The sequence below is a fragment of the Phenylobacterium haematophilum genome, from assembly GCF_014196295.1.
In the GTDB taxonomy this organism is placed as follows: Bacteria; Pseudomonadota; Alphaproteobacteria; order Caulobacterales; family Caulobacteraceae; genus Phenylobacterium; species Phenylobacterium haematophilum.
This window is the reverse complement of sequence record NZ_JACIDK010000018.1, coordinates 1-12,075: the sequence shown is the minus strand read 5'-3', so window position 1 is coordinate 12,075 and position 12,075 is coordinate 1. Positions and strand designations below refer to the sequence as shown.

12 protein-coding genes are annotated in these 12,075 nt (G+C 70.1%); 6 read left to right on the top strand and 6 right to left on the bottom strand.

Annotation, left to right across the window (positions count from 1 at the left end):
* Positions 1-282: 282 nt before the first annotated feature.
* The 5 genes from GGQ61_RS21895 to GGQ61_RS21875 all read right to left on the bottom strand — a co-directional run bounded on the left by GGQ61_RS21895 (position 283) and on the right by GGQ61_RS21875 (position 5,292).
* Positions 283-1,116, bottom strand: coding sequence for a S1 family peptidase (locus GGQ61_RS21895; RefSeq protein WP_183777184.1), 834 nt, complete (start codon positions 1,114-1,116; stop codon positions 283-285).
* A gap of 14 nt (positions 1,117-1,130) precedes the next feature.
* On the bottom strand, positions 1,131-1,556 hold the full coding sequence (locus tag GGQ61_RS21890) for a DUF350 domain-containing protein (protein WP_183777183.1): 426 nt from the start codon (positions 1,554-1,556) through the stop codon (positions 1,131-1,133).
* A gap of 60 nt (positions 1,557-1,616) precedes the next feature.
* Positions 1,617-2,783 carry a dual-specificity RNA methyltransferase RlmN gene (rlmN, locus tag GGQ61_RS21885; RefSeq protein ID WP_183777182.1) on the bottom strand — a complete coding sequence of 389 codons (1,167 nt, stop codon included), beginning with the start codon at positions 2,781-2,783 and terminating at the stop codon, positions 1,617-1,619.
* Between the two features lie 236 nt (positions 2,784-3,019).
* Entirely contained in the window at positions 3,020-4,528 is a 1,509-nt protein-coding gene (ubiB, locus tag GGQ61_RS21880) for a 2-polyprenylphenol 6-hydroxylase (protein ID WP_183777181.1), read from the bottom strand.
* Between the two features lie 5 nt (positions 4,529-4,533).
* Entirely contained in the window at positions 4,534-5,292 is a 759-nt protein-coding gene (locus GGQ61_RS21875) for a class I SAM-dependent methyltransferase (protein ID WP_183777180.1), read from the bottom strand.
* Positions 5,293-5,531: 239 nt separating this feature from the next.
* Here GGQ61_RS21875 and mutM point away from each other — a divergent pair, with 239 nt between their 5' ends.
* From mutM to dnaA, 6 genes are all read left to right on the top strand, one after another.
* Entirely contained in the window at positions 5,532-6,395 is an 864-nt protein-coding gene (gene mutM / locus GGQ61_RS21870; protein ID WP_183777179.1) for a bifunctional DNA-formamidopyrimidine glycosylase/DNA-(apurinic or apyrimidinic site) lyase, read from the top strand.
* 20 nt (positions 6,396-6,415) lie between these two features.
* On the top strand, positions 6,416-7,288 hold the full coding sequence (locus GGQ61_RS21865; protein ID WP_183777178.1) for a TraB/GumN family protein: 873 nt from the start codon (positions 6,416-6,418) through the stop codon (positions 7,286-7,288).
* 33 nt (positions 7,289-7,321) lie between these two features.
* Entirely contained in the window at positions 7,322-8,098 is a 777-nt protein-coding gene (locus GGQ61_RS21860) for an enoyl-CoA hydratase (protein ID WP_183777177.1), read from the top strand.
* A 3-nt stretch (positions 8,099-8,101) separates the two neighbouring features.
* The gene (locus GGQ61_RS21855) at positions 8,102-8,683 is read left to right on the top strand and encodes a DUF459 domain-containing protein (protein ID WP_183777176.1); all 582 of its coding nucleotides are present in this window, start codon (positions 8,102-8,104) and stop codon (positions 8,681-8,683) included.
* Positions 8,684-8,790: 107 nt separating this feature from the next.
* The gene (gene rpsT / locus GGQ61_RS21850) at positions 8,791-9,060 is read left to right on the top strand and encodes a 30S ribosomal protein S20 (protein ID WP_183777175.1); all 270 of its coding nucleotides are present in this window, start codon (positions 8,791-8,793) and stop codon (positions 9,058-9,060) included.
* A 407-nt stretch (positions 9,061-9,467) separates the two neighbouring features.
* On the top strand, positions 9,468-10,928 hold the full coding sequence (gene dnaA / locus GGQ61_RS21845) for a chromosomal replication initiator protein DnaA (RefSeq protein WP_246371166.1): 1,461 nt from the start codon (positions 9,468-9,470) through the stop codon (positions 10,926-10,928).
* 186 nt (positions 10,929-11,114) lie between these two features.
* Here dnaA and GGQ61_RS21840 read toward each other — a convergent pair whose 3' ends face one another.
* Positions 11,115-11,915, bottom strand: coding sequence for a class I SAM-dependent methyltransferase (locus tag GGQ61_RS21840; RefSeq protein WP_183777173.1), 801 nt, complete (start codon positions 11,913-11,915; stop codon positions 11,115-11,117).
* Positions 11,916-12,075: the final 160 nt, after the last annotated feature.

The following is a 12,075-nucleotide window of genomic DNA, read 5'->3' as shown; positions in this document are numbered from 1 at the left end:
CCCCGCCAAGGGCTCGATGAAGACCAAGATCAAGCGCGCCGGGTGGGACAACGCCTTCCTGCTCTCCATGCTCGGCCATATGCGATAGCCCTGCCGCTCGGGGGGAGAGGGAGCATGGGGCCAGTCGCTCACCAACGCGTGTCATCCCGGTTTCGCCACAGGCGAAGACCGGGACCCATTCGCGTCTGAATCCAACGACTGGAGAACGGCCGGGCTGCATCCTGACCCATCAGGTGTTCATGGCTCCCGGCCTTGCTTCGCAAGCCGGAATGACACCTGCCCCTACGACGTCCGCAGGCAGATCACCTGCGCCACCCGCAGGTCGCGGCGCAGGGTGTCGGCCACACGGCCGTAGTTGTCGGTGGTGATCGGCTCGCCGACCGCGAACTTGTCGGCCCGTCTGTGGCTCGCGGTCAGGGCCGCGATCACGGTCTCGGGCGAGGTGGTGTAGATCCGGCCGCGGCGCGGGCTCTCGGCCACCGTCACCCCGATCACCCGGCCGGCGCGGTCCAGCACGGGCGACCCCGACAGCCCGGCCAGCGTGCCTTCCAACCCATCGGTGCGGCCGGTCTCGGCCCAGACCAGCACCGGCTCGGTGCGCGCGCCGCGGCCGCGGACCTCCAGGTTCTCTCGTCCGAGCAGGCGTGACGTCGCCTCTCCTGGTTCGCCCTGCGGATAGCCGGGATGGAACGCCCGGTCGCCGCGGCGTAGCGGCTGGTCCAGGCCCAGCGGCAGCGGCGGGGCGCCGCCCTCGGTGGTCAGGATCGCGGCCTCGCCGCGCGGGTCGATATGAACCTGCGCCTCGACCCCGCGGCCCTCGGCGACGACGATGGCGGTCTGGGTGCAGCCGTCGACCACGTGGCGGGCGGTGATCCAAACCCCGGAATCGGAGACCGAGAACGCGGTGCCGACCCCTGGTTCGGCCTTGCCCGGCACGTCGACCACCACCTGCGGGTCGAACGGCGAGGCCGGCCCCAGCGGCAGGCCCTCGCCGCCGGCCACCGGCGGCGGCGGCGGCGGGGCGTCGGCGCGCTCCTGGCGGCCGACCGCCGCGATCAGCAGCGCCAGCACCACCGCCAGATAGACCAGCCAATCCGGAAGCCGGGGAAAATGCATCTACGCGTCGTGGGTCAGCCGGCCATCGCCGAGGCGATGATCAGCGCCGTGGCCAGCTTGGCCCCGACCAGCAGGGCCGCCGCGGCGATCTCGCCTTCCTGGATGCGCTGGGGCAGGCCATGCAGCGCCAGGTCCACCAGCCGGAAGATCAGCAGCTGCAGCGCCACGCAGGCCGCGCCCCACATGCCGATCTCCAGCGCCGAGGTCGACCCGGCCAGCGAGGCCGACAGCGGGATGGCCAGACCGACCAGCACGCCGCCGAGCGACAGGGCGGCGGCGGAGTTGCCCTCGCGGATCAGCGCGATCTCGCGGTGCGGGGTCATCAGCACATAGATCACGACGCCGACAAACAGGATCGCGACGGTCACCGCGATGTGCATCAGGGCGATGGGAAAGCCGTTGGCGAAGGCCTGGATCTCAGGCGATTGCAGTTGCGGCATGGGACCCCGTCGGCTGGACTCTAGTTACTCGGCCGCATCGATAGCACGGACCTGCGAAACCTAGGCAATGGCCTCGGCGTCGCCGGCCGCCAGCTTGCGCCGGGCGCTGGCCCGCAGCTTCTCGCTCTCGCTCTTCAGCTGACCGCAGGCGGCCAGGATGTCGCGCCCGCGCGGCGTGCGGATCGGCGAGGCGTAGCCCGCGCGGTTGAGGATCGCCGCGAAGCTCTCGATCGCGCCCCAGTCCGAGCAGCCGTAATTGGTCCCCGGCCACGGGTTGAACGGGATCAGGTTGATCTTGGCCGGGATGCCCTTGAGCAGCTTGACCAGCGCCTTGGCCTCGGCCGGGCTGTCGTTGACGTCCTTCAGCATCACGTACTCGAAGGTCACGCGGCGGGTGTTGGACAGACCCGGATAGCCGCGGATTCCCTCCATCAGCGTGGCGATGTCGTACTTCTTGTTCAGCGGCACCAGCACGTCGCGCAGGTCGTCGTTTGTGGCGTGCAGCGAGATCGCCAGCATCGCCTGGGTGCGCTCGCCCAGCGCCTTCAGCTCCGGCACGACGCCCGAGGTCGAGACCGTGATCCGGCGGCGCGAAATGGCGATGCCCTCGCCGTCGGCGATGATGTCGATGGCGTCGGCGACGTTGTCGAGATTGTAGAGCGGCTCGCCCATGCCCATGAACACGATGTTCGAGAGGCGGCGGTCCTCCTTGGGGCTCGGCCATTCGGCCAGGTCGTCGCGGGCCACCTGCACCTGGGCGACGATCTCGGCCGCGGTCAGGTTGCGGACCAGCGCCTGGGTGCCGGTGTGACAGAAGGTGCAGTTGAGCGTGCAGCCGACCTGGCTGGAGACGCACAGCGCCCCCGAGCGGCCGACGTCGGGAATATAGACGGTCTCGACCTCGATCCCGGGCGCCATGCGGATCAGCCACTTGCGGGTGCCGTCCTTCGACACCTGGCGCTCGACCACCTCGGGCCGCGCCAGGGTGAAGGCCTGCTCCAGCGCCGCGCGGGTGTCCTTGGCCACGTCGGTCATCGCCGAGAAGTCGGTGGCGCCGTAGTGGTGGATCCAGCGCCACAGCTGGCTGGCGCGCATCTTGGCCTTGTCCGGGCGCACGACCTCGGCGTCGATCAACGCCTGCGCCAGCGCCTTGCGGGTCAGCCCCGACAGGTTCGGTTTGACGACGGACGCGACGGGTCCGCGCGAAAGATCAAGGGTGACGCCCAAGGGATGCTCACGGTCTGGAAGACCCGGGAATATAGGGCGCCGCCGCCCTTACGCCAAATGAACGCCCCTGCGGCCTTTCCGTCCGACCTGTCATCCCGGTTTCGGCGCAGCCGAAGACCGGGACCCATGAGCACCGGATAGATCAATCAGGATGCGGAGGCGCCGCCACCTTCGTCGGCTCGGCGCGAGTGGGTCCCGGACACGCCCCGTCAGGCTTTCCGGGATGACGCTCAACGCTAAAGCACCCACACCCCGAGCAGGAACGCCGCCCCGGCCACCGCCGCGCCGATTGCGAACCAGGCCATGCGCGAGGGGCGGTCCTCGACCACCACCGCGGTCGCGGTCGCCTGCGGCGGGTTCTCGATCAGCCGGTGCAGCGCACGCAGCGCCTCGATCCCTTCGCTGACGAAGCGCTTGACCTGAGCCTGCGGACCCAGCTCGCGCAGCATCCAGCGACGAACCACCGGATCGGCGGCCTTCCAGATGTCGTGGTCGGGATCGAGCCGGCGGGCCACGCCCTCGACCGTCATCATGGTCTTCTGCAGCAGCACCAGTTGCGGCTGCAGGCGCATGTCGAACAGCGCGGTGATCTCGAACAGCTGGGTCAGCACCCGGCCCATCGAGACGTCGCTGGCGGTCCGCCCGAACAGCGGCTCGCCGACCGCGCGCAGGGCCTGGGCGAAGGCGTGGACCGAATGGGTGCGCGGCACGTAGCCGGCCTCGAAATGGGTCTGGGCGATCTTCTCGTAGTCGCGCTCCAGGAAGCCCCAGAGGATCTCGGCCAGATAGCGTCGCTCGGCCGGGGCCAGCCGCCCGACGATGCCGAAGTCGACGGCGGTGATCTCCGCAGGCGCGGCCACGAACAGGTTGCCCTCGTGCAGGTCGGCGTGGAACACGCCGTGGTCCAGCGCCTGGGACAGGAACGCGCGCAGCAGCTTGTCGGCCAGGGCCCGGCGGTCGAGGCCCTCCAGCTCCAGGCTGGCCGGATCCGACAGCGGCGCGCCCTTGGCCCACTCCTGGGTCAGCACCTTCTTGCCGACGCCGTCCCAGATCACCTTCGGCGCGGTCATGTAGCCGTCCTTGGCCATGACTTCGCCCAGCTCGTCGCCGCCGGCCGCCTCCAGCCGCAGGTCGAGCTCCAGCTCGGTGGCGCGGATCACCGTCGCGGCGAGCGCCTGCGGCTCCAGCCGGCGCGCCGGCTCGGACACCCGCTCGACCAGCCGCGCGGCCAGGGCCAGCACCTCGGCGTCCTGCGCCACGCGATGGGCGATGCCCGGCCGCAGCACCTTCACCGCCACTTTGCGGCCGTCCAGCAGCACGGCCTCGTGCGCCTGGGCCAGCGAAGCGGCCGCCACCGGCTCGCCGAAGCTGGCGAACAGGCTCTCGATCGGCCGGCCCAGGGCCAACTCGACCTCGCGGCGGGCGATCTCGGTCGGGAATGGCGGCAGCTTGTCCTTCAGCCGCGACAGATCGTCGGCGAACTCGGCGCCGAAGATGTCCGCGCGGGTCGACAGCAGCTGCCCCAGCTTGATCGCCACCGGCCCCAGCCGCTCCAGCGAGCGGGCCAGCCGCTCGCCCGGCCGGCCGTCGCGCGCCTGGCGGCTGGCGAACACCCGCAGGGCGCCCGACAGCGCCCGCACGCTCGGCGGATAGAGGTCCTCGAGCTCCCGCGGCAGCAGGGCGTCGTTGCGCGCCAGCGACCATCCCGCCGCCGTCAGCCGTCCGAACGCCGCCAGACTTCCCATCGGATCTAAAGCGCCCGGCCGTGGTGCAGGGCCGCGACGCCGCCGGTGAAGTTGGTGTAGCCCGCGCGGCTGAACCCGGCCTTCTCGATCATTGAGACGAAGGTCTGTTGATCCGGGAAACGGCGGATGCTCTCGACCAGGTACTGATAGCTGTCGCGGTCCTTGGCGACCCACTCGCCGATCTGCGGGATCACCTTGAACGAATAGGCGTCATACGCCTTCCGCAGCATCTCGGTCGCCGGATGCGAGAACTCCAGGCACAGGAAGCGCCCGCCCGGCTTCAGCACCCGGCGCGCCTCGACCAGCGCGGCCTGTACGTCGGTGACGTTGCGGATGCCGAACGAGATCACATAGGCGTCGGCGCAGGCGTCGGGCAGCGGCAGGCGCTGGGCGTCGCCGACGTTCCAGGTGATCTCCGGCTCGCCGCCCTTGGCGCGCCCGGCCGCGATCATCTCGGCGTTGTAGTCCATGATCATGATCTGGGCGTCGGGCCCGCCGCGGCGCAGCTGGGCCGCGCGCGCCATCTTGGCGAACCGCCGGGCCATGTCGCCGGTGCCGCCGGCGCAGTCGATGATCACCTCGCCCGGCTGCGGGTTCAGCCGCGCCGCCGTGGCGTCCTTCCAGAGCCGGTGCACGCCCGCGCTCATCAGGTCGTTCATCAGGTCGTAGCGGCTGGCGACGCTGTCGAAGACACCGCGCACGAGGCCGGCCTTCTCAGAGGCGTCGACATCGCGGAAGCCGAAGGTGGAGGAGGGTCCGGTCATGGCCTGGGTCTTAGCTCGGCAAAGCCCGCGGCGCCAGTCGGCGGACCCACACAAGATGTCATCCCGGAAAGCGCGAAGCGCCTGTACGGGACCCATTGCCGCCAGATCACCGAGAACGGGGCGCCGCCTTGCCGCATCCTGGCCCATCCGGTGTTCATGGGGCCCGGTCTTGCTGCGCAAACCGGGATACGACCCCTCTGACGGTTGTCCCGGCCAGCCCGAAATGCCACTTCAAGGCCATGCCTGAATTACCCGAGGTCGAAACCGTCCGGCGCGGCCTGCAGCCGGTGCTCGAAGGCCGCCGCCTGTCGCGCGTCGAGGCGCGCCGTCCCGATCTGCGCTTTCCGTTCCCCGACGGCTTCGTCCAGCGCCTGACCGGCGCCACCATCCAGCGCCTGGAGCGCCGGGCGAAATACCTGATGGCGGTGCTCGACCGCGGCGAGACTCTGGTCATGCACCTCGGCATGAGCGGCCGCTTCGAGATCGCTCAGCCCGAGGGCTACCAGCGGCCCGGCGAGTTCCACTACGCCCCGGACCCCGATCCTAAGCACGCCCACGTGGTGTTCGAGGCCGACGACGGCGGGCGCGTCACCTATTACGACCCGCGCCGCTTCGGCTACATGGACCTGATCGAGACCGCGGCCATGGACCAGCATCCCTGGTTCGCCGGCCTCGGACCCGAGCCGCTCTCCGAGGCCTTCGACGCCCAGCGCCTGATCGCCGCCTTCGCCGGCCGCAAGCAGGGGCCCAAGACCCTGCTGCTCGACCAGCGCGTCGTCGCAGGGCTGGGCAACATCTATGTCTGCGAGGCGCTGAACCGGGCCAGGATCTCGCCCATGAAGCCGGCTGGGTCGATCAAGCCGGCCAAGCTCGGCCCGCTGGTCGAGATCATCCGCGACGTGCTGAACGAGGCCATCGAGGCCGGCGGCTCGACGCTCAAGGACTACGCCGCCGCCGACGGCGCGCTCGGCTACTTCCAGCACCGCTTCCGCGCCTACGACCGCGAGGGCGAGCCCTGCACCAACGCCGGCTGCAAGGGGACCATCGCGCGCGAGGTGCAGGCCGGCCGTTCCACCTTCTATTGCCCGACCTGCCAGAAGTGAGGCCCGCCGTGAGCCGCCCGATGACCCAACGCCTGCTCGGCGCGCTCGCCGGCCTGCTGCTTGCCGGCTGCAGCGTCGCCGAAGCCGAGGCCCGCCCGCCGGTCTGGACCGTGCGCGACGCCGACTCCGAGCTGGTGATCTTCGGCTCGGTCCACGTGCTGCCGCCGGGCCTCGACTGGCGGCCGGCGGCGCTGGACGCGGCGCTCGCCAAGGCCGACGACGTCTGGTTCGAGCTGCCGATCGACCCGGCCTCGGAGGCCAAGGTCGCCCAGCTCGCCGCCGCCAACGGCATGCTGCCGCAGGGCCAGTCGCTGTCGGCCCTGCTCTCGCCGGAGGGCCGCGCCCGCCTCGCCGCCGCTGTCGCCGACCTCGGCGTCTCGATGGCCGTGCTCGACCGGCTGGAGCCGTGGTTCGCCGAGGTGGTGCTGGCCGGCGCCCAGTTCCAGAAGGCCGGCGCCGACGCCTCGTCCGGCGTCGAAAAGACCCTCTCCGCCTCGGCCCCGGCCTCGGCCCAGCGCCGCGCCTTCGAGAGCCCGGAAGAACAGATCGCCATCTTCGACGCCGCCCCGCTGGCCCAGCAGATCGCCTCGCTGGAACAGAGCCTGGTCGAGCTGAACGAGAACCCCAAGGCCTACGACGAGCTGATCGCCCACTGGATGGCCGGCGACCTCCGCGCCCTGGACGAGGACGTCCTCGGGCCGCTGCGGACCGCCGCGCCGGGGCTCTATGCGCGCCTCGTCACCGAGCGCAACGAGCGCTGGCTGGAGACGCTGAAGACCCGGCTCGACGGTTCGGGCCGCACGGTGGTCGTGGTCGGGGTCGGCCACCTGGTCGGCGAAGGCGGCCTGCCCGCCCGCTTGCGCGCCCTTGGCTACAGCGTCGAAGGGCCTTAAGCCCGGCGGACCGGCATTCGCAGCGAGGGCGCCATGAGCTACGAGACCCTGATCGTCGAGCAAACCGAAGGCGTGACGATGATCCGCCTCAACCGGCCCGAGGCGCTCAACGCCCTGAACAGCCAGCTGCTCGGCGAGCTCTGCGCCGCCCTCGACGCCGCCGAGGCCGACGAAGCCGTCCGCTGCGTGGTGCTGACCGGCTCGGACCGCGCCTTCGCCGCCGGCGCCGACATCAAGGAGATGTCGACCAAGACCTACGCCGAGATGTTCAAGCAGGACTTCTTCGGCGCCAGCGCCCGCCGCATCGAACAGTTCCGCAAGCCGATCATCGCCGCGGTCGCCGGCTACGCCCTGGGCGGCGGCTGCGAGCTGGCCATGCTCTGCGACTTCATCATCGCCGCCGAGAGCGCGAAGTTCGGCCAGCCCGAGATCAATCTCGGCGTCGCCCCCGGCATCGGCGGCACCCAGCGCCTGACCCGCTTCGTCGGCAAGTCCAAGGCCATGGAGATGATCCTCACCGGCCGGATGATGGACGCCGCGGAGGCCGAGCGCTCGGGCCTGGTCTCCCGCGTGGTGCCCGCCGACCAGCTGATCGGTGAAGCCATGGCCGCGGCGGCCAAGATCGCGAGCCAGTCGCCCCTGGCGGTGATGATGAACAAGGAGCTGGTCGAGACCGCCTACGAGACGACCCTCTCGACCGGCGTCGCCGTCGAGCGCCGCCTGTTCCACTCGCTGTTCGCCTTCGACGACCAGAAGGAGGGCATGGCCGCCTTCGTCGAGAAGCGCAAACCCGACTTTAGGGGCTCCTGACCCTTGCGGCTGATCGCGTTCGGCGACTCCCTGGTCGCCGGCGCCGGCGACCCCGACCATCTCGGCTGGATCGGCCGGGCCCTGCTCGGCCGGCGCTCGATCACGCTCTACAATCTCGGCGTCCGCCGCGAGACCTCGGCCGACATCGCCGCCCGCTGGCGGGCCGAGGCGACCCCGCGGTTCACCGACGAGGAGCCGATGCGCATCGTCTTCTCGTTCGGGGCCAACGACTGCTATCCGATCGACGGCAAGCCGCGCGTGGCCCAGGCCGACACCCTGAAGAACGCCCAGGCCATGCTGACGGGGGCCGACGCCCATTGTCCCGTGCTGCTGGTCGGGCCCCCGCCGATGGCCGACGCCGGCGTCTCGGCCCGGCTTGAGGTGCTCAACGAGAACCTCAAGGTGCTGGCCGCCCGGCTGAAGGTGCCGTTCATCGACGTCTTCCAGCCGCTGGAGGCCGACGGCCTGTGGCGGGCCGAGGCCCTGGCCTGGGACGGCGCCCACCCCGGCGCCGGCGGCTATCAGCGCATGGCCGACCTGGTCGCGGCCCACCCGGCCTGGCGCGCCTTCACGCTGATCGATTAAACCGTCCACAGCGCATTGACCCGCGCGGCGCTGTCCCGTATATCCGCGCCTCCAATTTGCCCGCCCGGGTTTCTGGCTCGGGCGCGATCCGTATCGAGAGCTGACACATGGCCAACACGCCCGGCGCCAAGAAGGCGGTCCGCAAGATCGCCCGCCGTACCGAAGTCAACAAGGCTCGCCGCTCGCGCGTGCGCACCTACCTGCGCAAGTTCGAAGAGGCTGTGGCCTCGGGCGACGCCGGCGCCGCCAAGACCGCGTTCGTCGAAGCTCAATCCGAGCTGATGCGCGCCGTCACCAAGGGCGTGGTTCACAAGAACACCGGCTCGCGGAAAGTGTCGCGCCTGGCCGCCCAGCTGAAGAAGATGGCTGCGGCCTGAGGTTGATAGGCCGAGCTTGAAGCTCGGCCGCAAGACCCCCTCCAAAGTATGGAATTTCGGGACACCCGCGGGTTGCTTAACCCGCGGGCGTTTTATTTTGCGCGCTCCACAACCATGCACGTTAGGGGCGAGAGTTCTCAGTTAACGGAACGTCGAAATCCAGATTCCCTTGCCGTGCGAGGCGTGGATTTGAGTCAACGAAAATATCCGTCGACGGGGCGAAGAATCAGCGTTGACCCCCTAGTCGTCCTGACTAGGGTGACAAGTCTCAAGACGTCCTTCCATCTGATCTCGGATGAAAAAAGGCGGCGGCGGGGGCATTGCGCTCGCCGGTTAAGGCTTTGTGTTTGTTGAACAAAGTTGTTCCGCTGCGGGGGCGCTGACGGATGACGATGAAAGAGGTTGGAATGATGGCCGCTGGGGGCGTTGCGAGTTCTGTTGTCGAGACGCAAGCGGCGGCCGTATGGTCGACGACCTGCGCCGCGCTGAAGCGGGAACTCGGTGAGGCCACCTTCGGATCGTGGCTGGGTCAGGCCGCCCTGCGCGAGCGTGGCCAGGAGCTGTGCCTGGTCGCCGCGACCGGCGTCGCCCGCGACTGGATCCGCCGCCACGCCTGGCGCCGCATCGGCGAGCTCTGGGCGCAGAACGATCCGATGGGCCGCAACCTCGAACTGAAATCCCGCATGGAGTACGAGGCCGAGGCCCCGACCGCTCCGGCCGCCCCGGTGGTGCTCAAGACCGAGCCGATGGCCGCCGCGCCGGCGCAAGGCGCCGTCATCGAGATCGAAGTGCCGCTGGCCGCCGCCCCGGTCGCCGCCCGCGCCGGCCGCCAGCAGGGCCTGCAGGACCGCTTCTCGTTCGAGACCTTCGTCTCGGGCCCCGCCAACGAATTCGCCTTCGCCGTGGCCCGCCGCGTGGCGGCCTGGTCCGACGGCCACTTCAACCCGGTGATCTTCCACGGCCCCTATGGCTTCGGAAAAACCCACCTGCTGAACGCGCTCGCCTGGGAGGCCATGCAGTCGGCCCCGGAGAAGCGCGTCGTCTACATCACCGCCGAGCGCTTCACCTCGACCTTCGTCAAGGCCGTGCAGGACCGGTCGACCGCCGCCTTCAAGGACGAGCTCCGCAACGCCGACCTGCTGCTGATCGACGACGTCCAGTTCGTCGCCGGCAAGTCTTCGACCCAGGAAGAGCTGTTCCACACCCTGCTGGCCCTGGTCGAGGACGGCCGCCGCGTGGTGATGACCGCCGACCGTTCGCCGGCCGAACTCCAGGAGATGGAGCCGCGCCTGCGCAGCCATCTGCAGGCCGGTCTGGTCTGCGGCATCGAGCCCGCCGACCGCACCCTCCGCCTTGGCATTCTCGAGCGCAAGCTCGCCACCCTGGCGGCCCAGGGGCGGTTCGTCCCCTCGGCCCGCCCGGAGGTGCTGCAGTTCCTCGCCGACCGCTTCACCGACAGCGTCCGGGAGCTGGAAGGCGCGCTCAACACCCTGGTCGCCCGCGTCGGGGGCGAGATCTCGCGCATGACCCTCGACGAAGCGCAGGCGATCCTGCGCCCGAACCTGGCCTGCAACGAGCGCCGGGTCACCGTCGACCAGATCCAGAAGACCGTGGCCGAGCACTATCAGCTCAAGCAGGCCGACCTGATCTCCGAGCGCCGCGCCCGCGTCGTGGCCCGGCCGCGTCAGGTCGCCATGTGGCTGGCCAAGCAGATCACCACTCGCTCGCTGCCCGACATCGGCCGCCGCTTCGGGGGCCGCGACCACACCACCGTCTTGCACGCCGTGCGCCGCATCGAGGCCCTCAAGGCCGAAGACCCGATGATCGCCCGCGACCTCGACGTCCTGCTGCGCAAGCTGCGCGGGTGAGGAGCGCCCGCCCTAGATGGGCGGGCCGGCATCGCCGCTAGATCACAGATGTCATCCCGGAAGCCGCGCAGCGGCTGTCCGGGACCCATTGACGCCGGCGTCCGTCATCCTGTCGCCCGCGACGCTGTGCCTGAACATCTGGTGTGTTCATGGGCGCCGGTCTTGCTGCGCAAACTGGGATGACTCTCAGGTCACCCCCGCGCTCACCACCAGCGCCTGGCCGTAGTCGACGATCTCGCCGCCGCCGAAGGCTTCGGCGAGCGCCGCGGTCGCCGCCTCGATCGCCGCGTCCAGCCCCTCGGGATCGCGCGCCTCGATCTCACCGCGCAGCGGCGTGCCGGCGCAGAGCCCGGTCGCCGCGTCCGCTGCGCAAGGCGAGTGCAGCTCCAGCCGCACCACGTCGAACTGCGGCGCGGCGAACCCGGCGGTCTTCAGCGCCGCGGTGATCGTCGCGTGGTCGTGATAGCCGAACGGCGTGCGCTCCAGGAACCGCGGCGGATCCTTCGGGAACAGCTCGGCCACCGCCTCGCCGACCAACCTCGAAATATCGTTGGCGGCGATGTCGTCCCAGACGCTGAACACCAGCCGCCCGCCCGGGCGCAGCACGCGCCGCGCCTGCGCAAAGCCGGCGTCCTTGTCGGGGAAGAACATCGCCCCGAACTGACAGACCACCGCATCGAAGCTGGCGTCCGCGAACGGCAGGGCCTGGGCGTCCGCCTGCCGCCACTCGACGTTGGACGCCGGCGTCAGGCCCGCAGCGGTGTCGAGCATCGGCTGGTTGAGATCGGTGGCCAGGATCCTCGCCCGCGGCGCCGCCTTGGCCAGCGCCCGCGTCACCCGGCCGGTGCCGGCGGCGGTCTCCAGCAGGTCGCCCTCGAAACCCTCGAACCGCCGCGCCATGTCGCGCGCATAGGGTTCGAACAGCATCGGCCCCAGATAACGCTCATAAAGATCCGGTATCGAACCAACAAAGGCGGCGTCCGTCATCGCACGCTCCCAGCTGTACGGGGGCAGCATAACACGGGTCGCACAAATCCCCTTCCTCCCCTCCATGGGCAGGGGAATCGCATATGGCGGTGGAGTCGAAATTTTAGTTCGAAGCGGACTCTGCAGGCGTCTCCTTGGTGTGAGGAGGCGGCGGATTGGA

What these genes read in the sequence shown, in the direction of transcription:
- GGQ61_RS21895 (WP_183777184.1), bottom strand. Translation starts at nt 1,116, where the DNA reads ATGCATTTTCCCCGGCTTCCGGATTGGCTGGTCTATCTGGCGGTGGTG.
- GGQ61_RS21890 (WP_183777183.1), bottom strand. Translation starts at nt 1,556, where the DNA reads ATGCCGCAACTGCAATCGCCTGAGATCCAGGCCTTCGCCAACGGCTTT.
- ubiB (WP_183777181.1), bottom strand. Translation starts at nt 4,528, where the DNA reads ATGGGAAGTCTGGCGGCGTTCGGACGGCTGACGGCGGCGGGATGGTCG.
- GGQ61_RS21875 (WP_183777180.1), bottom strand. Translation starts at nt 5,292, where the DNA reads ATGACCGGACCCTCCTCCACCTTCGGCTTCCGCGATGTCGACGCCTCT.
- mutM (WP_183777179.1), top strand. Translation starts at nt 5,532, where the DNA reads ATGCCTGAATTACCCGAGGTCGAAACCGTCCGGCGCGGCCTGCAGCCG.
- GGQ61_RS21865 (WP_183777178.1), top strand. Translation starts at nt 6,416, where the DNA reads ATGACCCAACGCCTGCTCGGCGCGCTCGCCGGCCTGCTGCTTGCCGGC.
- GGQ61_RS21860 (WP_183777177.1), top strand. Translation starts at nt 7,322, where the DNA reads ATGAGCTACGAGACCCTGATCGTCGAGCAAACCGAAGGCGTGACGATG.
- rpsT (WP_183777175.1), top strand. Translation starts at nt 8,791, where the DNA reads ATGGCCAACACGCCCGGCGCCAAGAAGGCGGTCCGCAAGATCGCCCGC.
- dnaA (WP_246371166.1), top strand. Translation starts at nt 9,468, where the DNA reads ATGATGGCCGCTGGGGGCGTTGCGAGTTCTGTTGTCGAGACGCAAGCG.
- GGQ61_RS21840 (WP_183777173.1), bottom strand. Translation starts at nt 11,915, where the DNA reads ATGACGGACGCCGCCTTTGTTGGTTCGATACCGGATCTTTATGAGCGT.